This window comes from Sphingopyxis sp. DBS4 (genome assembly GCF_024628865.1).
Classification (GTDB): Bacteria; Pseudomonadota; Alphaproteobacteria; order Sphingomonadales; family Sphingomonadaceae; genus Sphingopyxis.
This window is the reverse complement of record NZ_CP102384.1, coordinates 1,325,287-1,347,472: the sequence shown is the minus strand read 5'-3', so window position 1 is coordinate 1,347,472 and position 22,186 is coordinate 1,325,287. Positions and strand designations below refer to the sequence as shown.

General features: G+C 64.1%; 18 protein-coding genes. 11 read left to right on the top strand and 7 right to left on the bottom strand.

Translation table 11 applies throughout. The annotated features are described in order from the left end of the window. Positions 1 to 4 precede the first annotated feature (4 nt). Genes NP825_RS06245 through NP825_RS06235 form a run of 3 tightly spaced genes read right to left on the bottom strand, consistent with a single transcriptional unit; the run spans position 5 to position 3,983 of the window. Positions 5 to 400, bottom strand: coding sequence for a nuclear transport factor 2 family protein (locus NP825_RS06245; RefSeq protein WP_257549468.1), 396 nt, complete (start codon positions 398 to 400; stop codon positions 5 to 7). Then, the gene (locus tag NP825_RS06240) at positions 397 to 1,809 is read right to left on the bottom strand and encodes an MFS transporter (RefSeq protein ID WP_257549465.1); all 1,413 of its coding nucleotides are present in this window, start codon (positions 1,807 to 1,809) and stop codon (positions 397 to 399) included. The genes NP825_RS06245 and NP825_RS06240 overlap by 4 nt, the downstream gene beginning before the upstream one ends. Continuing rightward, positions 1,809 to 3,983 (bottom strand): TonB-dependent receptor, encoded by a 2,175-nt coding sequence (locus tag NP825_RS06235; RefSeq protein WP_257549463.1) that lies wholly within the window; start codon positions 3,981 to 3,983, stop codon positions 1,809 to 1,811. Before NP825_RS06235 ends, NP825_RS06240 begins: the two co-directional genes overlap by 1 nt. A gap of 287 nt (positions 3,984 to 4,270) precedes the next feature. Between NP825_RS06235 and NP825_RS06230 the strand changes: the two genes are divergently transcribed. Next, the gene (locus NP825_RS06230) at positions 4,271 to 6,010 is read left to right on the top strand and encodes an amidohydrolase family protein (protein ID WP_257549461.1); all 1,740 of its coding nucleotides are present in this window, start codon (positions 4,271 to 4,273) and stop codon (positions 6,008 to 6,010) included. Positions 6,011 to 6,053: 43 nt separating this feature from the next. Here the strand turns inward: NP825_RS06230 and NP825_RS06225 are convergent, their stop codons facing one another. Continuing rightward, positions 6,054 to 6,464 (bottom strand): VOC family protein, encoded by a 411-nt coding sequence (locus NP825_RS06225; protein ID WP_257549459.1) that lies wholly within the window; start codon positions 6,462 to 6,464, stop codon positions 6,054 to 6,056. Positions 6,465 to 6,696: 232 nt separating this feature from the next. Here NP825_RS06225 and NP825_RS06220 point away from each other — a divergent pair, with 232 nt between their 5' ends. The 8 genes from NP825_RS06220 (at position 6,697) to NP825_RS06185 (ending at position 16,757) form a co-directional block, all read left to right on the top strand. Then, positions 6,697 to 7,083, top strand: coding sequence for a nuclear transport factor 2 family protein (locus NP825_RS06220; RefSeq protein ID WP_257549457.1), 387 nt, complete (start codon positions 6,697 to 6,699; stop codon positions 7,081 to 7,083). A gap of 23 nt (positions 7,084 to 7,106) precedes the next feature. Next, positions 7,107 to 8,111 (top strand): bile acid:sodium symporter family protein, encoded by a 1,005-nt coding sequence (locus NP825_RS06215; protein WP_257551313.1) that lies wholly within the window; start codon positions 7,107 to 7,109, stop codon positions 8,109 to 8,111. Positions 8,112 to 8,222: 111 nt separating this feature from the next. Then, positions 8,223 to 9,155, top strand: coding sequence for a LysR family transcriptional regulator (locus NP825_RS06210; protein WP_257549455.1), 933 nt, complete (start codon positions 8,223 to 8,225; stop codon positions 9,153 to 9,155). 138 nt (positions 9,156 to 9,293) lie between these two features. After that, positions 9,294 to 10,085 carry an alpha/beta fold hydrolase gene (locus NP825_RS06205; RefSeq protein WP_257549453.1) on the top strand — a complete coding sequence of 264 codons (792 nt, stop codon included), beginning with the start codon at positions 9,294 to 9,296 and terminating at the stop codon, positions 10,083 to 10,085. After that, entirely contained in the window at positions 10,082 to 11,305 is a 1,224-nt protein-coding gene (locus NP825_RS06200; RefSeq protein ID WP_257549451.1) for an FAD-dependent monooxygenase, read from the top strand. Before NP825_RS06205 ends, NP825_RS06200 begins: the two co-directional genes overlap by 4 nt. 156 nt (positions 11,306 to 11,461) lie before the next feature. Further along, a complete protein-coding gene (locus NP825_RS06195) occupies positions 11,462 to 13,546 on the top strand; it encodes a TonB-dependent receptor (RefSeq protein ID WP_257549448.1) in 2,085 nt (694 codons plus the stop codon). A 5-nt stretch (positions 13,547 to 13,551) separates the two neighbouring features. Beyond that, positions 13,552 to 14,892 carry an MFS transporter gene (locus NP825_RS06190; RefSeq protein ID WP_257549446.1) on the top strand — a complete coding sequence of 447 codons (1,341 nt, stop codon included), beginning with the start codon at positions 13,552 to 13,554 and terminating at the stop codon, positions 14,890 to 14,892. Between the two features lie 50 nt (positions 14,893 to 14,942). After that, positions 14,943 to 16,757, top strand: coding sequence for a gamma-glutamyltransferase family protein (locus NP825_RS06185; RefSeq protein WP_257549444.1), 1,815 nt, complete (start codon positions 14,943 to 14,945; stop codon positions 16,755 to 16,757). Positions 16,758 to 16,772: 15 nt separating this feature from the next. On the opposite strand, the gene fsa is transcribed toward NP825_RS06185, so the two are convergent. The 3 genes from fsa to NP825_RS06170 all read right to left on the bottom strand — a co-directional run bounded on the left by fsa (position 16,773) and on the right by NP825_RS06170 (position 19,646). After that, positions 16,773 to 17,423: a fructose-6-phosphate aldolase gene (gene fsa, locus NP825_RS06180; RefSeq protein ID WP_257549442.1), complete on the bottom strand. Its 651-nt coding sequence runs from the start codon at positions 17,421 to 17,423 to the stop codon at positions 16,773 to 16,775. Between the two features lie 100 nt (positions 17,424 to 17,523). Beyond that, positions 17,524 to 18,399, bottom strand: a complete 876-nt coding sequence (locus NP825_RS06175; RefSeq protein WP_257549440.1) for a carbohydrate kinase family protein — start codon at positions 18,397 to 18,399, stop codon at positions 17,524 to 17,526. 251 nt (positions 18,400 to 18,650) lie between these two features. Then, on the bottom strand, positions 18,651 to 19,646 hold the full coding sequence (locus NP825_RS06170) for a LacI family DNA-binding transcriptional regulator (protein ID WP_257549438.1): 996 nt from the start codon (positions 19,644 to 19,646) through the stop codon (positions 18,651 to 18,653). 7 nt (positions 19,647 to 19,653) lie between these two features. Here NP825_RS06170 and NP825_RS06165 point away from each other — a divergent pair, with 7 nt between their 5' ends. Together NP825_RS06165 and NP825_RS06160 are read left to right on the top strand one after the other, a co-directional pair. Continuing rightward, a complete protein-coding gene (locus tag NP825_RS06165) occupies positions 19,654 to 20,634 on the top strand; it encodes a ribokinase (RefSeq protein WP_257549436.1) in 981 nt (326 codons plus the stop codon). A 285-nt stretch (positions 20,635 to 20,919) separates the two neighbouring features. Further along, entirely contained in the window at positions 20,920 to 22,182 is a 1,263-nt protein-coding gene (locus NP825_RS06160) for a NupC/NupG family nucleoside CNT transporter (protein ID WP_257549434.1), read from the top strand. Positions 22,183 to 22,186 lie beyond the last annotated feature (4 nt).

The window sequence follows — 22,186 nt, the reverse complement described above, 5'->3', positions numbered from 1 at the left end:
GCCGTCACGCGAAATCGGGCGCCTTCGCCCATTCGATCACGGCCGAATTGTCGAAATATTCCTCGAGCCGGGTGATGCGGTTGCCCGTCACCGCGCAGATCAGCGCCGCCGGAAGCTCAAGGCGCGCGCCGCCGTTGGCGATCGCGACCAGCAGATGCTGCTGGACGAAACCGCCGTCGAAGACATGGATCTTGCGGTCGGTGTAACGCCGCTCACGCGTGAGCGCGATGAACTGCGTCAGCGTCGCGACATTCGCCGCCCGGTCCTGCGCCTGGCGCGTATGGCCGTGCCAGATGACCACCGCGGGATCGTAGCAGGCCTCGACCGTGCTCGCGTCGCCCGCCTCGACCGCCCCGAAAAAGCGCTCGGCAACCGCCGCTATTTGCTCTGCCTCGGTCATCGGCGCTCCTCCATATGAGCCAGTTCGCGCGGCAGGTGCGCCGCCATGCGAAAGAACAGCCATCCCGCGACGACATAGAAGGAGCAGACCGTGACCAGCGCGGTCCGGAGCCCCTGAGCCGAAGCGACCGCACAGGCCGCGGTTGCCGTCGCTTCGCCGCAGCGCGCAGCATAATCGCCGGCGAAAGCCTGCGCCGCGAAGATGTCGCTGAACCAGCCGGCGGTTATCGGGCCCAGGGTCATGCCAAGCACGCTCATCGTCAGCGTCAGGATCGCGGTCGCCGATGCCCGCATGCGCGGCTCGACGAGGTTGCTGGTGACGGCAAAGGTCGGCCCGGTGAAAACGCCGGCGAAAAAGCCCGGCGGGGTCAGGAGCAGGATCGTCCAGAACCAGCTCGTCTGCGAAAAGCCGAGCATATAGGTCGCGGCCGCGAGGATCATGCAGATGGCGGGAAGCCAGCCATACCAGCGGATGTCGCGGCGCCCCAGCCGGTCGGCGACGATCCCGCCGAGCACGCTGCCGCTGCCGAGCGATACGCTGTTGATCACCGCGAAGGCGATCGCCGCCTCGGTATAGCCGACATCGAAATTGCGCACGAAGAAGGGATGCGCGAAGGTCATGCCGGCATAGCCGACGAAGCTCACCACCGTGCCCGCCAGCACGAGGTTGCGAAACGCGGGGCTTCCGGCAAGGCGCCGGAGCACGGCGCCGAGCGGCGGAGTGACGTCGGAGGCGATCCGGCCGTCGGAGAGGCCGCGCGCCGGCTCCTTGAGGGTCAGCCAAACGATCGCCGACAGCGCGATACCGGGAAGCCCGACCAGCAGGAACGCGGCCCGCCAGCCGTGGCTTTCGGCGACGATCGCGCCGCCGATCCCGCCGAGAATGATCCCGATCGGCATCGCGAGGCCGAGAATGCCGAAGACCGAAGCACGCTTTTCGGGCAGGAAATAGTCGCCCACCAGCGACTGCGAGGGCGCCCCCGATCCGGCTTCGCCGATACCGACGCCGATCCGCGCCAGCATCAGCCCGCCAAAACCGCTCGCGGCGGCGCACAACGCCGTCATCGCCGACCAGGCCGCCATCGAGACCGCGATAATGCGCACGCGGTTGTAGCGTTCGGCAAGGCGCGCGACCGGAATGGCGAGAACCCCATACAGGATCGCGAAGGCAGCACCGCCGAGCAGCCCGAGCTGCGTGTCGCTGAGGTGGAGATCGGTCTTGATCGCCTGCCCCACCGTATTGAGGATCGATCGGTCGATGAAGGCGATCGTCGATACCACCAGCAGCATGAAGACCGCGTAGCGCCGGTCGCGCGCGCCGATCGCGGCCCCCTGCCCCGCCCCGGCGCCGGTCCGGGAATCCGGCGGCGGCAGGTGGGTCTCCACGGGTCCGCCGCCCGATTCCAGCATCAGAATTTATAGCCCAGATCGACGCCGAAGGTGCGCGGCGGCGAATAGATGCGCAGGAAACCGAGCGGGCCAAGGCCGAAGGTGTTGTTGATGACCGTCTTGTCGAAGGCGTTCTTGACCCAGACACCGATCCGCCAGCCCTGCTCGCTCTGCAGTCCGAGCGTCGCATCGACCAGCACATTGCTCGGCCGCAACTGGACGTCGCTGGTCCGGTTGGCGGCGCCGCCGCTGGTATAGAGATCGTCCATATAGACCGCGTTGACCGATCCGTTCAGCTTTCCGATCCCGACATCGGCGTCATAGAAAAGCCCGAGGCTGCCCGACCATTTCGGCGCATAGGCGAACGGCAGATCGCTGTTGTCGGTCGGATTGTCGACGCCGTCGCTGGTGAGATCGGTGAAATTCTCCTTGAATCGCGCGTTGAGGTAGGCGGCGTTGGCGTTGATGCTGAACCCGCCGCCGAGGACCCATTGCAACTCGCTTTCGACGCCGTCGATACGCCCCTTGCCGGCGTTGGTGACGATCGATTCATAGACGCCGCCCGAGGTCAGCCCCTGCGTACCGACCTGCATGTCGGTGTAGGTCGACGAGAAGGCCGCGATGTTGAAGCGCACGCGGCGGTCGAACAATTCGGTCTTCAGCCCGCCCTCGAAGCTCGACACGGTTTCGGCATCATAGGGGCCCGCCGAGGTGAAGCTGGCCGCGCGGCCGTTGAAGCCGCCGCTACGGAACCCCTTCGACCAGGTCACATAGGCGAGGACATCGGGATCGACCTGATAGCTGATCCCCAATTTGGGCGAGAAATTGTCCCAATTGTCGCGATAGGTCATCGATGTCGGATAGAAGAGCGGCTGGTTGGTGAAGCGCTTCCTCTCATAGCTGTAGCGCCCGCCGGCGGTCAGCGTCAGCGCATCGGTGGCGTGGAAGTCGAGTTGGCCGAAGCCTGCCCAGGCGGTGTTGCTCTGGCTGGCGATCTGCGGGACCGTCGCGCCGCCGTAGATGAGCCCGCTCTGCGCATTGGTGATGTCATAGCTCTGATGCATGAAGAAAGCGCCGAGGACATAGTCGAGGCGCGACTTGCCGTCCGACGCAATCCGGATTTCCTGGCTGAACTGCTCGTGCTTCTGATCGCGCAACGCGGAGAAGAAGGGCAAGGCGCTCGCGTCATAGTCGCTCTGCACGCGATCCTTGAACTCGCGATAGCCGGTGACCGCGGTGATCTTTGCGCCGCCGATAGCCCAATCGAGGCTGAACGCCAGCCCCCAGGTATCGAGGTTCGCGAACAGCGGCGTATCCGAATAGATGGTATAGGGGTCGGTCGGGTCCGAATTGCCCGCGGGAACCGCGGGGGTCGGCGTCCCCGTATCGGGGCTGAAATTATAATAGACGTCGCCGGGAAGCGACGCGTTGCGGAACGCCGCGCCCGATCCGCGCTCGCGGTCGAAATCGGCGACGAGCGTCGCTTCGAGATTGTCGGACGGCCGCGCGACCAGCGTCAGGCGGCCCGACCAGACCTCGTTGTCGCCGACCTTTTCGCCGGTCGTCGCATTGTAGTTGTAGCCGTTGTAGGTCTTGTAGAGCATCGAGGCGCGCACCGCGAGATTGTCGCCCAGCGGCGTTTCGAGCGCCGCGCGAGCCTCGACCCGGCCGCGATCGCCGAAGGTCAATTGCCCCTCGCCCGCAAAGGTATCACCCGGCCGCTTGGTCCGCACGCTGACGACGCCGCCGATCGTGTTGCGGCCATAGAGCGTGCCCTGCGGGCCGCGCAGAATCTCGACCGATTCGATGTCGAAGAAATCCTGGAGCGCGCCGCTGTTGCGCGCCAGATAGACGCCGTTCATCTCGACCCCGACCGACGGCTCGAAGGTCGATTCGACGTCGGCGAAACCAAGGCCGCGAATGAAGAAGGCGCTGGCATAGGGATAGGCGCCCACCGGCGCGAGGACGACGTTCGGCACCTTGGAATTGAGGTCGGTCAGATTGAGGACCGACTGTGCCTCCAGGCTCGCGCTGTCGAACGCGGTCACCGAAGCCGGAACGTCCTGAAGATTCTGCTCGCGGCGCTGCGCCGTGACAATGATCTCGGCGACCTGATCCGCGGACCCGGCACTTTGCTCCGCCGGGGCGGTTTCGACCTGCGCCGACGCTCCGGTGGTGACGACGACAGCCAGCAACGACGCACAGCATGCAATGGAGCGCTTGCCCATATTCATCCCTCTCCCATGTCGTGCCGCCGATCTTCGTCGACGGTTGATTAGTAAGCTATCTATGAATCCAATCTTGTCAAATTAAATGACGACTTTTCGTGCCGACACGTCAATATAACTGACGATAAGGGATTGCCCAGAGACCCGGCGCGCGGCCAACCCTTCCGGTTCAGGCTTTCGGACAGACGGGGAATCGGCTAAACCAGTTGCAAAAGACAACCCGCAGACAGCGGCAATCGGGAAGAGGAACGGACATGGCTGATCACGATCTCGTTATCCGCGGCGGAACCGTCCACGACGGCCTGGGAAGCCCGCCGCGCATCGCCGACGTCGCCATCCGCGACGGGCTGATCGTCGCGGTCGGCGATGTGCCGGAGACGGGAAAGCGCGAGATCGACGCGCGGGGCAAGATCGTCACCCCCGGCTTCGTCGATATCCACACCCATTATGACGGCCAGGTCACCTGGGAGGAGCGGCTGATGCCCTCATCGGGCCATGGTGTCACGACGGTGGTGATGGGCAATTGCGGCGTCGGCTTCGCACCGTGCCGCCCGCACCAGCGCGAGATGCTCGTCAAGCTGATGGAGGGGGTCGAGGATATTCCCGAAGTGGTGATGGTCGATGGCCTCCCCTGGAATTGGGAGAGCTTTCCCGATTATCTCGACGCGCTGGACGAACGGCGGCTCGACATCGACATCGCCGCGCAGATCCCGCATTCGGCGCTGCGCATCTATGTCATGGGCGAGCGCGCGGCGCGGCGCGAGGCGCCCACGGCGGAGGATCTGGCAAAGATGCGCGCGCTCGTCGCCGAGGGGATCGAGGCCGGCGCGTTCGGCGTTACCACTTCGCGCAACATGATGCACCGCACGAAGGCGGGCGAACTCGCGCCAAGTCTCCATTCCGACATCGACGAGCTTTGCGCGCTGATGGACGGGCTGACCGACGCCGATGCCGGCGTGTTCCAGATCATCCCGGCGCCCGACGGCGATGCCGGGCAGGAATTCGACATACTCCGGACCGTGGCCGAACATGGCCGCCGTCCGCTCTCCTTCACGCTGCTCGACGTCGCGGGTCAGCCCGGCGGCGGCTGGCGACATATGCTCGAAGGGCTCGAACGCGCCGCCGCCGACGGCGTCGAAATGCGCGGACAAGTCGCGCCGCGGCCGGTCGGGATGTTCTTCGGGCTCGACCTCAGCCTGCACCTTTTTTCCTGCCATCCGAGCTATCGGGCAATCGCGCATCTGCCGCTCGCCGAGCGGGTCGCGCGGATGCGCGATCCGGATTTCCGCCGCCAGCTCCTGTCCGAACAGCCCGAAGACAGCAATCCGGTCACGCTGAACCTCGTCGCGGCCTTTCGCGCGACCTGCCCGTGGGGCGACACGCCGCAATATGAACCGGCACGCGAGGACCGCGTCGAATCGCTGGCCGCCGCCGCGGGACGATCGCTCGAAGATTACAGCTACGACCTGCTTCTCGGCGACGAAGGCCGCGCGGTCTTTTATCTGCCCGCGGCGAATTATTCGGGCGGCAATCTCGACAGCGTGCGCGAAATGCTGGGGCATCCGAACACCGTGATGGGGCTGGCCGACGGCGGCGCGCATTACGGGCTGATCTGCGACGCCAGCTTTCCCACCTATCTGCTCCAGCGCTGGGCGCGCGACGCGCGCGACGACCAGCGCCTGCCGCTGCCGCTGGCGATCGCCGAACTGACGAGCAAGGCGGCCGCGACCGTCGGCATGGCGGATCGCGGACGGATCGCCGAAGGCTGGAAGGCCGACATCAACGTCATCGACCTCGACGCGCTGCGGCTGCACGTCCCGCGCGTCGCCTATGACCTGCCCGCCGGGGGCAAGCGGATGCAGCAGGCGTCGGACGGTTATGTCGCGACGATCGTGTCGGGTGAGATCACATACCTGAACGGCGAGCATACCGGCGCACTGCCGGGACGGCTCGTACGGCGGTCCCTTGCGCGGCCGCTCGAACGCGCCGCCTGACGGGAACTCGATCGGGAGTGTTCGGCGCACCCATGTCGCGGGTTCAATCTTCCGCGGAGTCGCCGTCTTCGATAATTTCGAGGATATTGCCCGAAGGATCGGTGAAGAAAGCCTGGCCTTCCATGAATTCGCTGAACACCACCGGCACGCCAGCCGCCTCAAGCCGCGCGGCGACCTGCTTTACGCTGTCGACCGAAAAGGCGAGATGCGGCGCCATGGGCGTCCTGTCGAGAATGCGTTGCGGCGGAAGCTCGGCGTCGTCGACAGGCCGCAGCAAATGGATCTGTTTCGTCCCGATCCGAAGCCAGAGGCCGGGCTGCGGCTGCGGCATCCGCCACACTTCTTCCAGACCGAGCAGTCCGACGTAGAAATAGCGCGAAGCCTGCTCGTCGCGGATGGCGAGATTGACGTGAGACAATCGGGCGACAAGAGACGGGGAGGCATCATCGGCCATGGCGCAAGTTCCTTCGGGCCCGAATGGCGGGATCCACCCCTGATTGGCATTGCCGCAGGATCGATGCCACTAGTCTTTTGTCATGACGCCCATGTCCACGCGGCATGGCTCGATCATCGCGGCCGCCTTCATGCCGGACCTGCATGGCGGCGATGATCGATCGGACTTTGCGCGGCGCCGACGACCGAGGCTAAAGGCGCGGGCCGAATCCATTCCAGGAGGATATTCCGCCATGCCGTCGATCGAATCGGAAATCGATGTGCTCGAAACCCGGCGCGCCGAAGCCATTGTCGGGGCCGATCTCGCGCTGCTCGCGGCGATGGTCGACGAGCATTATATCCACGTAGATGCCGACGGCGCGCTGCGCGACAAGGCCGGCTATCTGGGGACCGTCTGTTCCCGGGCCGGACGCTATGTCGACTATCGGGTCACCGAAAATCACGTCAGGCTGATCGACGATCTCGCTGTCGTTCACGGTTGCTTCGAGAATCGATTCGAGGCCACCGACGGCACGACCCGGGACAAGTCCGGGCGCCATGTGCGGCTCTACAGCCTGCACGCCGACGGATGGCGCAATTTCTTTCACCAGAGCACTCTGATCGCCCCGGACGCCGGCTGATCAGGCGTGGAGAAGGGAAGATAATGTCCCGTTACCTGAAAGCCGCCATAGATCCCTTCCTCTTCGCGCTGATCGCGACCGTCGGGCTCGCAACGCTGCTGCCTGTGCATGGCGCGGGTGTCGGAGCATTCGACATGCTCACTGACGCCGCGATCATGCTGCTCTTCTTTCTGCAGGGCGCCAAGCTTTCGCGCCAGGCGCTGCTCTCGGGCGCTGGGGCATGGAAACTGCACCTTGCGGTTCTGGCCTCGACCTTTCTCCTCTTTCCGTTGCTCGGCCTCGGAATCAGCCTGTCCCGTCTGCTCGACCCGACGATGGCGGCGGGCTTGCTGTTCCTCACATTGCTGCCGTCGACGGTGCAGTCGTCGATTGCCTTCACATCGGTGGCACGCGGCAATGTCGCGGCGGCGGTATGCAGCGCCTCCTTCTCCAACCTGCTCGGCATCGCGTTGACCCCGCTGCTCGCCAGCCTGATGATGCGCGCCGGCGGCGTCACCATGTCGTGGGGCGGAGCACGCACGATCCTGTTCCAGCTCCTCTTGCCCTTCATTGCCGGACACCTGCTGCGGCCCAGGATCGGCGATTGGGTAACGGCGCACAAACAACTGGTGATGGCCTCCGACCGCGGCTCGATTTTGCTCGTGGTCTATACGGCCTTCAGTGCCGCAGTGATCGAAGGGCTGTGGCACAGCGTTGCGCCCGCGGAACTGCTGTTGCTCGCGGCCTGCTGTATCGGACTGCTCGTGTCGGTTTTGATCGCGACCTGGCTGCTCGGCCGACTCCTCAAGCTCGATCGGGCCGATGCCATCGTGCTGCAATTTTGCGGGTCGAAGAAAAGCCTCGTCTCCGGCGTGCCGCTGGCGGGCATTCTCTTTCCCGCGTCCCAGGTCGGTCTCGCGGTGCTGCCTTTGATGCTGTTTCATCAGATCCAGCTTTTTGCATGCGCGATCCTGGCCCGCTATTATGCGAGGCACGACGAACCGCAAGACGAGGTGGCCGAAGCCGGGCGACAATTGGCGGACGCCTGATTGTTGGCGGCCATTTTGACCTGCTTCGCGCAAAGGCTATCAGTGGAGCGGGCTGCGTCGGGCGAACGGTTATCCTTTACCCCGGCCTGATTGCCTGGGGAGACGCGCGCCATGGAACTGAGGCAAATTCGCTATTTCAAGGCGGTCGCCGATGCCATGAGCTTCGTACGCGGCGCCTATTATCTCAACGTCGCGCAGCCCGCGCTCAGCCGTTCGATCGCGAAGCTGGAGGATGAAATCGGCCAGGCCCTGTTCGTGCGGCACGCCAAGGGTGTGTCGCTGACCGACGCGGGCGAGCGCTTCTATCGGCGTGCGTCGGACATTCTCGAATCGGTTCGGCAACTGATCGACGAAATGGCCACCGAAGGCGGCGATTTTTCAGGAACGGTCGCGCTCGGCGCGCCACAGTCGATCCACATGAAATTGCTGCTTCCGGTCATGGCCGGTTTTCTCGCGCGCTATCCCGACTGCCGCGTCGACCTGGTGCAAGGGTCGAGTTCCTATCTGCGCGACCGCATCGCCGACGGCGACCTCGACGTCGCGCTGATCTCCAACACCGCCGAGGCAAGCGGCGTGATGATGATCCCGCTGGTCAGCGAAAGCTTCTGCCTCGTCTGCCCCAAGGATCGACGAGCGGATTTCGGCGCGGAGGTCGAGGTACCCGACCTCGTCGGCCTGCCGCTCATCATGGCCGGCTATCCGCAAAGCACGCTCGCTTATATGGAGGATGCCTTTCCCGAAGTCGTGCGCAAGCTCGTCGTGCGAAGCGAGGTCAACAGTTCCGCGCTCGTCGGCGACCTCGTCGAACGGGGTGCCGGCTATGGTATCGCCCCCAGTTGCGTGATGAGCCCCGGGCGTAGCGAGCGGCTCGACTTCGTGCCCATCGCGGGGCTCCGGGCCTCCTGGGCCATTGCGACCCACTGGAACCGGCAGGGGTTTCGGGCGATCCGCGAAATACAGGAGATGCTGCTCGCGCTCGTCGCCGAACTGATCGCGCAAAATGATTGGCCGACCGCCCGAAGCGCCGATAGCGAAGAGGAATGAGGCTTTCATCCCTGCATACCGCACAGGCATGGCATCGATGAAAAGACAGTCTTGGACAGCGTGCCGCATCGCTTCCTATGCATGCCCCCGAGGTGACGCCCGAAGCCGCTGCGGCGGCCCGTAACTGGAGGTTGCGCCATGGGACAGGCCATAGCAGACGCAGTCACATTATGTTTCGACGAGGCCGGGCAAGGCGAGCCCCTCGTCCTGCTGCACGGCAGCAACGCCGACCGCCGGCAATTCGGCAGCTTTCTGCCGCTGCTCGGTGACGGCATTCGCGCTCTTGCGCCCGACCAGCGCGATTCGCCCGACAGCCCGTGCGAACCGCGGCCCTATGCGATGGAAGATCACGCCCGCGATCTGGCCGCCTTCCTGACCAAGCGCGGGATCGAGCGAGCACATGTCTTCGGCGCTTCCTATGGCGGAGCGGTCGCGATGACGTTCGCGCTGCTTTTTCCGGATCGGGTTCAGAGCCTCATCCTCGGCGCAACGGCGTCGGAGCGCGCACGTTTCCATGCGCCCGATCTCAGCGCGATCCGCGATGACGATCCGGCGGCGGTGCGGCGCTTCATGCTCGCCGCGGTCGTTACACCCGATGCCATCGATGACGAGCCCGATCTGGTGGCCGAGCTCGATTCCATTCTCCTCATCCGCGAATCTGGCGCCTTTGCCCGCCGTGCCGCCGCGATCGACGGTCATGACGTGACCGATCGGTTGAATCGGATCACGGCACCGACGCTGGTCCTGTGCGGCGATCACGACCCTATCGCGCACGCCGACGAAGCGCGTCAGATGGCCGCCGCCATTCCCGGAGCGCGGTTCGAATTATTGCCCGAGAGCCGCCACGGCATCACGCTGCAATATCGCGAGCGCACCGCCCGCCTCATCCGCGACTTCGTGTTTGCCCACTCCCAAGGCGCGCGCGCGTGAGCCGGCCTACCGCTCGCAAGATATTGGTCTGCGGCGCGAGTATCGCCGGACCCGCCCTCGCCTATTGGCTCGACCATTATGGTTTCGAGGTCACATTGGTCGAGCGGGCCGAAACGGTTCGCAGCGGCGGTTATGCGATCGACATCCGCGGTTCCGCGATCGACGTCAGTGAGCGGATGGGCATGCTGTCCGCGCTCCGCGACGCGCATATCCGGACGCGCTGCTGGACCTTTCGCAACGCCCGCCGCGTCATCACGAGCCTGCGGCAGGAAGACATCACCGGCGGCGTCGCCGGGCGCGATGTCGAGGTGCCGCGCGGTGTGCTGGCGAACCTTCTCTATGATCTGACCCGCGACCGGATCGCCTATCGGTTCGGCGACTGCGTGACCGCGATCGATGACCAGGTCGACGGGATCGACGTCGGCTTTCGCAGCGGCCGACAGGAGCGTTACGACCTCGTCGTCGCCGCCGACGGTCTGCATTCGACGACGCGGGCGCTGGCTTTCGGCCCCGAAGCCCAGTTCGACAGCTATCTCGGCTCCTGCTTCGCCGGCTTTTCATTGCCCAATCGGCACGGTTTCGATCATGAGGCCGTCATCTACAACGCGCCCGGTCTGATGGCCTCTGTCTATGAGACCGGAGGCGAGCGCATGAACGGCCTCCTCGCCTATCGCCGTCCGAAACCCGCCTCCGCCGAATATGCCGATGTCGATGGCCTGCGCCGCGATCTGCGCGCCCGCTACGCCGGAGAGGGCTGGATCGTGCCCGAATTGCTGGACGATATGGAAGCGGCCGAAGATCTTTATTTCGACTCGATGCTGCAAATCCACATGCCGCGCTGGTGGAACGGGCGCGTCGCCGTGGTCGGCGACGCCGCCTATGGTCCGTCCTTCTTTTCGGGTCAGGGCACCAGCCTGGCGCTGGTCGGTGCCTATGTGCTCGCCGGCGAACTTGCCACCAAGACGCATCATGAAGACGCTTTCGCTGCCTATGACCGCACCGCACGCCGGTTCGTCGAGGACAATCAGGCCACGGCGCTGGGCGGCTCCGACATCATGGTCCCGGCAACCCGGACGAAAATCTGGACACGCAACCGCATGATGGACCTGTCGCCGATCCTGACCCGGCTCGGCTTGGTCGGGCGCAAGTCTCGCCAGCTCAACAGCGCATTGGAAATAGAGGATTACCCGGCGCCGGCGCCGACACCGGCCATGGCGTGATCTTTGGCGGCGAAGCCGTCGGAAGATCGCAGATTGAAACAAGCAAGGCCTGGCTGCGGGGATGGTCCCCGACGGCACGGAGGTGTGTTGCCCGCGGGCAGCTCCTTCCGGAAAGATACGAACCAAGGGATGGGGATGATTATGCAAAAGCGAACGATGATCCTGAAAGCCACCGCCGTCGCGGCTCTGCTGGCGCCGCATTTGGTCCAGGCCCAGGAGGCCGGCGACAAGGCCGCCAGCCAGAGCGATCGCGTCTATCCCGATGAAATCATCGTCCAGGCGCGCAAGCGCGACGAGCGGCTGATCGATATTCCCGAAACGATCAGCGCAATCACCGCCGATACGATCCGCAGCGCCGGCATTTCGTCGCTCAACGACGTCGGGCGGCAGACCCCGAACATCATCCTCAACCGGCGCCAGGACAATGAGCCCAATGTCGTGATCCGCGGCGTCGGCGCCTTCGGCAATACGCAGGGCGTCGGTTTCTACATCGACGACGTCCAGAATTTCACCGATCAATCGGCCGCCGTCGAAGATGTCGAGCGCATCGAAATCCTCAAGGGACCGCAGGGCACGCTTTATGGCGGCAGCAATATCGGCGGCGCGATCAAATATGTGCTGAAAAGGCCGACGGCCGATTATGGCGGCGAGGCTCGGGTCGAATATGGCACCTTCGATACCGTCAACGCCTTCGCCGCCGTCAACGCGCCGCTTGCCGATGACTTCGCCGCCCGCGTTTCGGGCTATTACAATCATATGGGAGGCTTTATCCGCAACACGCTGCTAGGCGGCCATCCCGACGCGAGCACCGAATGGGGCACGCGCATCGCCATCGGATGGCAGCCGTCGGACGCCGTCGATATCCAGCTCAGCTATCGCCATAACGAGCTCCACAACGGCGGTAACGTCTATGTGACCGCCGCCGAGACATCCTCTGGTGCCGACTATGTGCGCACGGCGGACTATAGCGAGGATGTGATGAACAAGCGCCGCGTCGACGGCATCATCGCCAACCTGTCCTGGGACATGGGGGCCGTCGAACTGACCAATATCACGTCGTGGACGCGGCGCAAGAACGACCTGCTCTGGGATCTCGATTACAGTTCGGCCGACGCCGTCACCGCCTTCACCGGCGATCGCAACACGTCGACCGTGTTCACTGAAGAGCTGCGGCTCACCTCAGCCGACGGGAGCCCCTTCGACTGGCTCGTCGGGGCCTATTATGCCTCCATCGACAATCGCGGTCTCACCAACGACGTCGACCTGCTCCTCGGCCCCGACGCCGATGGCCCCTTGTTCATCAAGGATTATAACAATGGCGACACGATCGAACGGCAATATGCGCTTTTCGGCACCGCCAACTATCGCATTGACGCCTTCCGGATCGGGGCCGGCTTGCGCGTGGCGCGAAGCCAGTTCACCGGCCGCGATTACAATGTTCCCATCTCGGTCGATGTCAACGACACGACGGTGCTTCCGAAACTCACCCTATCCTATGATATCGCCCCCGATGTCATGCTCTACGCCAATTATGCGATCGGCAGCGAACCGGGCCGCGTCAATGTGACCACCGGCACCGGCGGCGCCTATCGCTCCGAACGGGCGTCGAGCTATGAAGCCGGAATCAAGGGATCGGTGCTCGATCGCCGCCTCTCCTTCGAACTTGCCGGCTATTATATCGATTACAAGCGCCGCCAGTTCGAAACCCAATTCGTCAACGACGATGGCACGATCGCCGAAGAGGTCGCCAATATCGGCACGTCGGTGAGCTATGGAATCGAGGGTGGCCTTTCCTACCGGCCGATCGACGGGCTGACGCTCGCGGCATCGGGGGGCTGGCTGCACTCGCGCTGGGACGACGCGGCCGCGGTCTATAAATTCGTGCCGATCGATGGGCTGACCGTGCCGAATTCGCCGTCCTTCACCGCCAACGCCAGCATCGACTATCGCGTGCCTCTTTCCGGCGATCTGGAACTCGGGCTGCGCGGCGACTACAGCCATGTCGGCAAATTCTATTGGAACATCCAGAATACGTCGTTCCAGCCGGCCTATGATCTCGTCAACCTGCGCGTTTCGATCGGCGACCCCGAGGGCCGGTGGCAGATCGCCCTGCGCGGCGAAAATCTCTTCAACGAGAAATATTACAACGAGTTCACCGCCGACGTCTTCACCGTCGGCGAAGGGCTCGGGGCGCCGGGAACGCCGCGGCGGATTCTCGCGTCGTTGTCGTTCAAAATGTGATGCCGGTGACCGGCATCACTCCCTCCGGGTCCGCAGGCTGGCGCAGCGGCGCACGCTTTACGCTGTTCGTGCTGTTCTTTGCCTCGATCCTTGCCTTTCTCGACCGTCAGATGCTCAACATCCTGGTCGAACCGATCAAGCGCGACTTGCGCATCGGCGACCTTCAGTTCAGCCTGTTGCAGGGCATGGCATTTTCGGCGGTCTATTGCCTCGCCTCCTTTCCCGTCGCGATCCTCGCCGATCGCTTCAATCGCAAGGCGGTGATCCTCGTCAGCCTGCTGGTCTGGAATGCGATGACGCTCGTCTTCGGACTCTCGACCAGCTTCGGCATGCTGCTCGTCGCGCGCATGGGTCTCGCGATCGGGGAAGCCGGCCTCACCCCGGCCGCAATCTCGATCATCCGGCAAATCTATCCGCCCGAAAAGCAATCGGGAGCGGTCGCATGGATCGCGTTCAGCCTCTATGCCGGCGGCGGTCTCTCGATGCTCGTCGGCGGCCCGGCGCTCGATGCCCTCGCCGCCATGGACGCGCCGCCGCTTGGCCTCTCACCCTGGCGCATTCTGTTTCTCGGCAGCTTCGCGATCGGAGTCGTCGGGCTTGGCCTTGTCATGACGATGCGCGAGCCGAAACGGCCGGCCACGCCATCGACCCAGGCTTCCTTCCGCAATTTCCTGGCCTTCGTGTCCGAGCGCCGCGCACCCGTCGTCTGTTATCTCGCCGCAGGCATCGCGCTTAACGCGATCGTCTACGCCGTAATGTCGTGGGCCCCCGCTATGCTGATGCGCAATCATGGCTGGAGCACACAGCAGACCGGCCTTGCCTTCGGCGCTGTCTACATGATCGGCGGCGGCGCAGGAGCGCTGATCGCCGGCCGCGCCGTTCCCTGGCTTCGGTCGAGCGAACCCGCGGGATCGGTAGTCCGGCTGCTTCGCTTCGCCTGCGTCCTGATCGGTATCGCCTTGTTGTTCGCGGCACACGCGCCCGACGGCACCGTCACGATCGTCTTCCTCGCTTTCGCCATGCTTGGCGTCGGGGCACTCGTCGGCGTGGGGGTTTTCGGATTTCAGGCCCTTTTCCCCGCGATGTTCAGCGCACGGGCGGTGGCGGTCAATTTTCTCGTCTCGGGCACCCTCGGCGCCTCACTCGGTCCGAGCGGCGTTGCCCTTCTCAAGGGCTGGATGGGCGGCACTGATGCTGCGACTGGCCCGGCGCTCGGCTGGTTCGTCGCCGGCGCGGCATTCTGGGCGTTTCTTTGGCTCAGCGCATTCCTGCCCTTCCTGCGAACAGGACGGGTGGCCGGCCGCGACGAACCGATCGCGCACGGAAAGCCGATCAAGTCCGGATAGCGATCCGGCACCCCCTCCCCTGAACATGATGCATTCAAAGGACTGAAATTATGGCGGAATTTACCGCACGCCCCGAATTGTGCGGCACCGTGGGTGCTGTCGCCTCGACACACTGGATCGCGAGCGCGGTCGGGATGCGGCTTCTCGAGATGGGAGGCAATGCCTTCGATGCCGCCGTCGCCGCGGGCTTCACGCTCCAGATCGTCGAGCCGCACCTCAACGGCCCCGGCGGCGATGCACCGATCCTCGCTGCTCGCGCGGGCGATCCCGAACCCACGGTGATCTGCGGCCAGGGGCCTTCGCCGGCGGCCGCCACCATCGCGGCCTTCGCCGATCGCGGCCTCGACATGATCCCGGGCACCGGCTTGCTCGCCGCCTGCGTCCCCGGTGCTTTCGGGGCGTGGCTGGTGCTGCTTCGCGATTTCGGGACGGTGGCGCTGCGCGACGTCCTCGAACCCGCGATCCATTATGCGCGGACCGGTCATCCGGTGCTTGCGGGAGCAGTCGCCGCGATCGCGTCGGTCGAGCGGCTGTTCGCCGACGAATGGACCAGTTCGGCCCGGCTCTACCTGCCCGGCGGGGTGCCTCCGGCAGCGGGATCGCTGTTCGCGAACCCCCTGCTCGCCGATTTCTACGACCGGTTGCTCGCCCATGCCGAAGCCGCCGCCGGCGGCCGCGCGGCGCAGATCGAGGCGGCGCTCGCCTATTGGTATGAAGGTCCGGTGGCCGAAGCAATCGATGCGTTCATGCGCGGAACCGAAGCGATGGACACGAGCGGCCGGCGTCATCGCGGGCTGCTGTGCGCCGATGACATGGCGGGCTGGCGCCCTCCGATCGAACGTCCCATCGGCGTCGATCACGGCGAGCATCGCCTTTATAAATGCGGCGCGTGGAGCCAGGGACCGGCGTTGCTGCAAGCCGTGCAGATCGCCAAGGGCCTCGATATCGGCGCGATGCCGCTCGATTCGGCCGACTATGTTCATGCGGTGTGCGAGACGATCAAGCTGGCGATGGCCGATCGCGATGCCTGGTACGGCGAGGCGATGCCAGACGGTGCGCTGACGGCATTGCTCGGCGAAGCCTATGCGGCCGAGCGACGCACGCTGATCGGCGACACCGCCAGCCACGACCAGCGACCGGGGGCGCCTGCAGGCCTCGCGCCCCGCCTGCCACCGGCCTGCGGCGGCAGCCGTGGTGAAACGGCTGTCGGCGGCGGCGAACCCACGATGGCGAAGGAACTCGCGCTGCCGGTCGGCATCGACGCGCATCAGCGCGGAGATACCTGTCATGTTGATGTTGTCGATCGCTGGGGCAATATGGTTTCGGCAACCCCGTCCGGAGGCTGGCTGCAATCGAGCCCGGCGATCCCCGGACTGGGCTTCGCGCTCGGAACGCGCATGCAGATGTTCTGGCTTGCCGGAGGCCTGCCCGGCTCGCTCGCCCCTGGCGTGCGCCCACGCACGACGCTCACCCCGTCGCTCGCCTATCGGGGCGGGCGCCCCTACCTCGCTTTCGGGACTCCTGGCGGCGATCAGCAGGATCAATGGTCGCTGCAACTCTGGCTCGCGCATGTCGTGCACGGCCGCCCGCTCCAGGCCGCGATCGAGGCGCCCGCTTTTCACACCGAGCATATGTTCGCCAGCTTCTGGCCCCGCGAGGTTCACCCGGGGTCGCTCATCGTCGAAAGTCGCTTTCCGCAAACGACGGTCGATGAACTCCGACGACGCGGCCACGCGCTGACGGTCGGGGGTCCTTGGTCCGAAGGCCGGCTGTCCGCCTGCGCCCATGATTTCAAAGACGGTCGCGGCCTGTTGCGCGCCGCGGCGAACCCACGCGGCATGCAGGGTTATGCGATAGCGAGATAAACGCCGCTCTGCAGGTCAGATCGACTGTCCGGTCTTGGCCCAGTCGGCGAGGAAGCCTTCGATGCCCTTTTCGGTGAGGACATGCTTGAACAGCCCCTTGATGACCGACGGCGGCGCGGTCATCACGTCGGCGCCGATCTTCGCGGCCTCCAGGACATGGATGCCGTGGCGCACGCTCGCCACCAGGATTTCGGTGCCATAAGCATAATTGTCATAGATCAGCCGGATGTCGGCGATGAGCTGCATCCCGTCGAAGCCGTTGTCGTCGTGGCGGCCCACGAAGGGCGAGACGAAGGTCGCGCCCGCCTTTGCCGCCAGCAGCGCCTGCGTCGCCGAGAAGCAGAGGGTGACGTTGACCATCGTGCCGTCGCTGGTCAGCGCCTTGCACGTCTTGAGCCCGTCGATCGTCAGCGGCACCTTGATGCAGACATTGTCGGCGATCTTGCGGAGGATCTCCGCCTCCTTCATCATCGTTTCATGGTCGAGCGCGACGACCTCGGCCGACACCGGGCCGTCGACGATGGCGCAGATTTCCTTCGTCACTTCCTTGAAGTCTCGGCCCGACTTGGCGATCAGCGACGGGTTGGTCGTCACCCCGTCGAGCAGGCCCGTCGCGGCCAACTCCTGAATGTCGGCAATCTCGGCGGTGTCGGCGAAGAATTTCATGGGACCGTCTCCTGCAAGGCGGAATGAAAGGGCGTTTTTCCACCCGCAGCGGCGAACCCGAAACTCTCGAGCACATCCTTGCCGCAAAGTTTCACGATGGTCATAATATCTCTTGCCCTTGGTCCGGAATGCGGCTCGCGAGCAAATCGCGGGCGGCCTTCATCCCGCGTTCCACAGCGACATCGATCGACACTTGTCCGCCCATGAGTTGCGCGATCACCTCGCCTGCAAGCGTATCCCCGGCGCCCGTCGTATCGTGAGCCCGTATGGCATTGGCTGGCAAGACCCGCCGACCGTCGGAACCGTCGATCAGAACACCTGCACTGCCGAGCGTTTCGATGATGACCTGATTGTCAGGTCTGGATCCCTCGAACGCCGCTTCGATGAATTCCCGCTCGCTCGCATTGCAAAATATGAGGTTCGCGCGCTGTGCGAGACGGGCGCGGAGGTCGGACGGATAGGAGGGAAGATCAAGCTTTGCGATCCAACTGAGCGGAATTGCAGGCGAACAGATTTCAACAATCGCCCTCGTGGCTGCGGGCGGTCCCACCGCAACGCACATATGCTCGGCCTCACGAATGATTTCGACCTGCCTTTCGGACAGGCGTTCTCCATCGCCAGATCCGGTATCGAGAAGGCAGCCATAATCTCCATCCGGGCGATAGACCAGGATGCAGCGCGGCGTTTTGGTCGCTCGCTGGCGATCGATCGCATCGCAGCATATCTGTGACCTTTGACAGGCCCGCAGATAATGGCCGCCATCGCCATCATCCCCGACCCAGGTCAGCGCGAATGCACGGTGCCCGGCAGCCGCGATCCTGCGAGAGGCATAAAGAGCCGCCCCACCAGCCCTCGGCCATGCCCCCGATACGCCGAGCTCGCCGAAAACGGTTCCGGTGCCGTAAAAGGATTCGGCAAGCTGAACGACATAGTCGAGCGTCGCATAACCGGAAACAACGACCCTTTTGGGTTCCATAACCTCAAACTCCGCTGAGCAATTTAGGGCCGTGCGCGAACGCTCAGCGGGGCGTCGCCGAGATAGCGCGGCCGGACGGGATCGATAAGCGCAACATTGCGCCGACCGCCCCCGGAACCGCCGAACGCGCTCGCCCGCGAAAAGCCTTTCGTCCCCCGTTCACCATGGCCCCGTCCTTTCCATCCGAGGCTATAATGAAACGTTTCATTCTATCTGTCAAATATCGGCAAAACCCAGCGTTGTCGAAAATATCAGGCCGATTCGCGCGTGATCAGGTTGATCCCGAAAACGACCCGGCGGCTGCTTTCGTCCTCGCCTTCGATCCTGCGCAGCAGGGCGTCGACCGCTTCTGCCGCCATCTCGTCCACCGGCATCTCGATCGTGGTGAGAGCGGGGGTGCAATGCTCGGCCCACGGGATATCGTCAAAGCCGATGATCGCGCATTGCTGCGGGACCGCGATATCGGCTTTGCGCATATGTTTGAGGACGCCGATCGCGATCAGGTCGGCGCCACAGAACACCGCGTCGGCGGCGCGACTCTCGAGCGCTTCGATGACGCTTCCGCTCAACTCGGGCGAGAAGGCATTTTCGACGAAAAAGGCCAATGCTCCGGCCCGTTCGGCCACATCGCGGGCGGCTTCGCAGCGATCACGCATACTCTTCACGTCCATGGGGCCGGCAATCACGCCTATCCTCTCATGACCACGCGAAACAAGATATTCGGCTGCAAGGCGCCCCCCTTCCGCATAATCGGCCTGGACGCACTCAAACCCGGCCACCGTCCGGTCGATGACGATGATCGGCAAGTCCTTCGCCACGGCGCCGATGCTGTTTTCGTCGTTGACCGGAAACCACACGATGCCGTCGACGCCGCGATCGACCATCTGGCGGACGATCTCGGCCTCTTGCGCCTGATCACCCTCGCTGTCGGTAACGAAGACGCTATATCCATTGGCCCGCGCTCTTTGAACGATGGATTGGATCAGGCTGGGGAAAAATGGGTTGGTCATGTCCGGCACGACCACCCCGATCGCTCCGGTTTTTCCCGTTCGCGTTGCCCGCGCGGCAAGATTTTGCCGATAGCCGAGTTCCTCCGCAACCTTGAGAATATGGGCGCGCGTATCTTCGCCCAGCGAACCGGTGCGATTCACCGCATAGGAAGCACTGGCAAGCGATACGCCCGCCGTCTTAGCCACATCCTTCAATGTCGCCCGTTTCCTTGCCAACGATCTTTTCCCTTTCCACACCCGCGTTTTGCCGTTGTTTATCCGAAGCGTTCGGCTATATCCAGTGAATGATAATGAAACGTTTCATAGGAGATTTTCCGTGAATGTCGCCGTGCTGGGAAGCCTGAACCTCGACGTCGTGTTTCACTGCGAAGCGCTCCCAATCCCGGGGCAAACGCTCCTCTGCGACGACTTCGCGACCGGCCCCGGCGGCAAAGGGCTCAATCAGGCTGTCGCGGCACGGCGCGCGGGCGCCGAGACGAGCTTGCTCGGCGCGGTCGGTGCCGATGCCAGCGGTGACGCGCTGCTGAGCTTTCTCAAGCGCGAAGATATTCTCACGCACGGGGTCGTAACCCTTGCCGATGCGCCGACCGGGGTTGCTCATATCGTCGTCGACCGAGACGGCGAAAATTCCATCATCGTCGCGAGCGGCGCCAACCGGGCCGTACCCGCGGATCGGTTGGCGACGGCAGGTTTGCAGGCGCTTGTCTGGCTCGCCCAACTCGAAATGGATATCGAGGTTGTAGGAGGCTTCCTGCGCGAAGGTCGGCAGGCAGGGGCAAGAACCATCCTGAACGCGGCACCGGCAATCGAAGCAGCCAGGAGTCTTTTCGGGGACGCCGACCTTATCATCGTAAACGAACATGAATTGGCGCAATTCAGCGGTGTCCCCTGCCCTGCCGGCAATGACGCGGCGATCGAGCAAGCCGCGCGCAAGCTCATGGTGCGCGATGATCAGATACTGATCGTCACCTTGGGAGCCAAAGGCACGCAGCTTGTCGATTCCAGGTCATCCTTTCATGTTGCCGCCGCTCCCGTGGTCGCCGTCGACACAACAGGTGCCGGGGATTGCTTCTGCGGCGTGCTAGCGGCAAGCTTGGCGCAGGGAGCGTCCGTCCCCGATGCCGTCCGCCGCGCGAATATCGCCGCGGGCATTGCAGTCGGGCGGACCGGTGCCGCGCCCGCCATGCCGCTGAAAGACGAAATCGAAGCCGTATCGAACGGCTGACAATTCGTCCTCGGCGTCATGCCGGCTGTGCGATAGGGGCGCTGTTTCAATATCCCCAACCTAAAATCCAGATTGGCGGCATGCTTGATTCAAGGACATGGCATGGCTCCTGAAGCGCGTTCGGATGGCAAGGAGCGGGCGAAGGATCGACGCTGTTTGCACACGACATGATCGCCGAAGCGGAGTTTGCTTGCCATCTTTGGCATCAAGCCATATGAAACGTTTCACGAATAGCCGCCGCATATTCGAAACGAGCGGCAAAACGCCTCGGAGCAGGGAGACGATATGCCATATGCCGACTTTCTCCGCGGGTGCCTGGGCCTGCTCATATTCCTTGCGATCGCGTGGGCCCTTTCGGAGAACCGGCGTGCAATTCACTATCGCGCCATGGCTGGCGGGCTCGTTGCGCAGATTTTGATCGCGCTGTTGCTCACGAAGGTTCCCGAGGTAGTCGATGCACTGGGCAGCGTCGCACACGGCGTCGACCATCTGCAGCGATCCGCCGAAAGCGGTGCGATGTTCGTTTTCGGCTATCTCGGAGGCGGCCCCCAGCCGTTCGTCCGGACCAACCCCCAGGCGTCCACCTTCATCTTTGCCGCCCAGGTGATACCGGCCGTTCTGCTGGTCAGCGCCCTCGCCGCGCTGCTTTGGCATTGGGGGCCCTTGCGCTGGATCGTGCGCGGTTCGGCCTGGCTCTTCGGCAGACTCTTCGGCGTCAGCGGACCGGTGGGCGTATCGACGTCCGCCTGCATCTTTCTGGGCATGATTGAATCGCCGTTGCTCGTAAGACCGCTGCTGCCGCGCCTCTCGCGCGGCGAGTTCTTCATCATCATGGTCGATGGCCTGTCCGTGATCGCCGGATCCTCGATGATCCTTTTGGGTGCCATGCTCGCAGGCAAGATTCCCAACGCCTTCACCCACCTCCTCACGGCCTCGCTGATCAGCACCCCGATGGCGATCACCCTGGCCCGGATCATGATCCCCAGCGAGGTCGTGCGCTCATCCGAGCGCATCCCGCTCGAGAGCAGCTACAAGAGCAGCCTCGATGCCATGACTCACGGAACGATCAATGCGGTGCGGATCGCCGCCTATGTGGTCGCCCTGCTGATCGTATTTGTCGGCTCGATCACTATCGTGAACGCGCTGCTGGCCCTCCTTCCCCACCAAGGGGCGCCTATCACGCTCACGTCGATCTTCGGGGCGCTGCTGGCTCCCGTGGCCTGGCTGATGGGTGTCCCGATGAGCGATCTGCAGACCGTTGGCGGCCTGCTCGGCACTAAAGTGACGCTCAACGAGGTTGTCGCCTATGGTCAATTGGCCGACCTGAGGCCCGGCACGCTGACCGAGCGCGGCACGCTGATCGCCACCTATTCGCTGTGCAGTTTCGGAAATTTCGGCAGCGTCGCCATCCTGATCGGCACGCTCACCGCCATGGCACCCGAAAAAAGCGACGAAATCGTCGATCTCGGCCTCAAGGCCTTGCTCGCGGCCTTTCTCACCACCTGCATGACCGGCACGATCGTCGGCTTGCTCAGCATTCTATTCTAGGAGC

Coding starts and splice junctions, on each gene's coding strand:
- NP825_RS06175 (WP_257549440.1), bottom strand. CDS start 18,399: ATGGAACCCAAAAGGGTCGTTGTTTCCGGTTATGCGACGCTCGACTAT.
- NP825_RS06195 (WP_257549448.1), top strand. CDS start 11,462: ATGATCCTGAAAGCCACCGCCGTCGCGGCTCTGCTGGCGCCGCATTTG.
- NP825_RS06230 (WP_257549461.1), top strand. CDS start 4,271: ATGGCTGATCACGATCTCGTTATCCGCGGCGGAACCGTCCACGACGGC.
- NP825_RS06215 (WP_257551313.1), top strand. CDS start 7,107: ATGTCCCGTTACCTGAAAGCCGCCATAGATCCCTTCCTCTTCGCGCTG.
- NP825_RS06240 (WP_257549465.1), bottom strand. CDS start 1,809: ATGCTGGAATCGGGCGGCGGACCCGTGGAGACCCACCTGCCGCCGCCG.
- NP825_RS06210 (WP_257549455.1), top strand. CDS start 8,223: ATGGAACTGAGGCAAATTCGCTATTTCAAGGCGGTCGCCGATGCCATG.
- NP825_RS06185 (WP_257549444.1), top strand. CDS start 14,943: ATGGCGGAATTTACCGCACGCCCCGAATTGTGCGGCACCGTGGGTGCT.
- fsa (WP_257549442.1), bottom strand. CDS start 17,423: ATGAAATTCTTCGCCGACACCGCCGAGATTGCCGACATTCAGGAGTTG.
- NP825_RS06205 (WP_257549453.1), top strand. CDS start 9,294: ATGGGACAGGCCATAGCAGACGCAGTCACATTATGTTTCGACGAGGCC.
- NP825_RS06220 (WP_257549457.1), top strand. CDS start 6,697: ATGCCGTCGATCGAATCGGAAATCGATGTGCTCGAAACCCGGCGCGCC.
- NP825_RS06160 (WP_257549434.1), top strand. CDS start 20,920: ATGCCATATGCCGACTTTCTCCGCGGGTGCCTGGGCCTGCTCATATTC.
- NP825_RS06225 (WP_257549459.1), bottom strand. CDS start 6,464: ATGGCCGATGATGCCTCCCCGTCTCTTGTCGCCCGATTGTCTCACGTC.
- NP825_RS06245 (WP_257549468.1), bottom strand. CDS start 400: ATGACCGAGGCAGAGCAAATAGCGGCGGTTGCCGAGCGCTTTTTCGGG.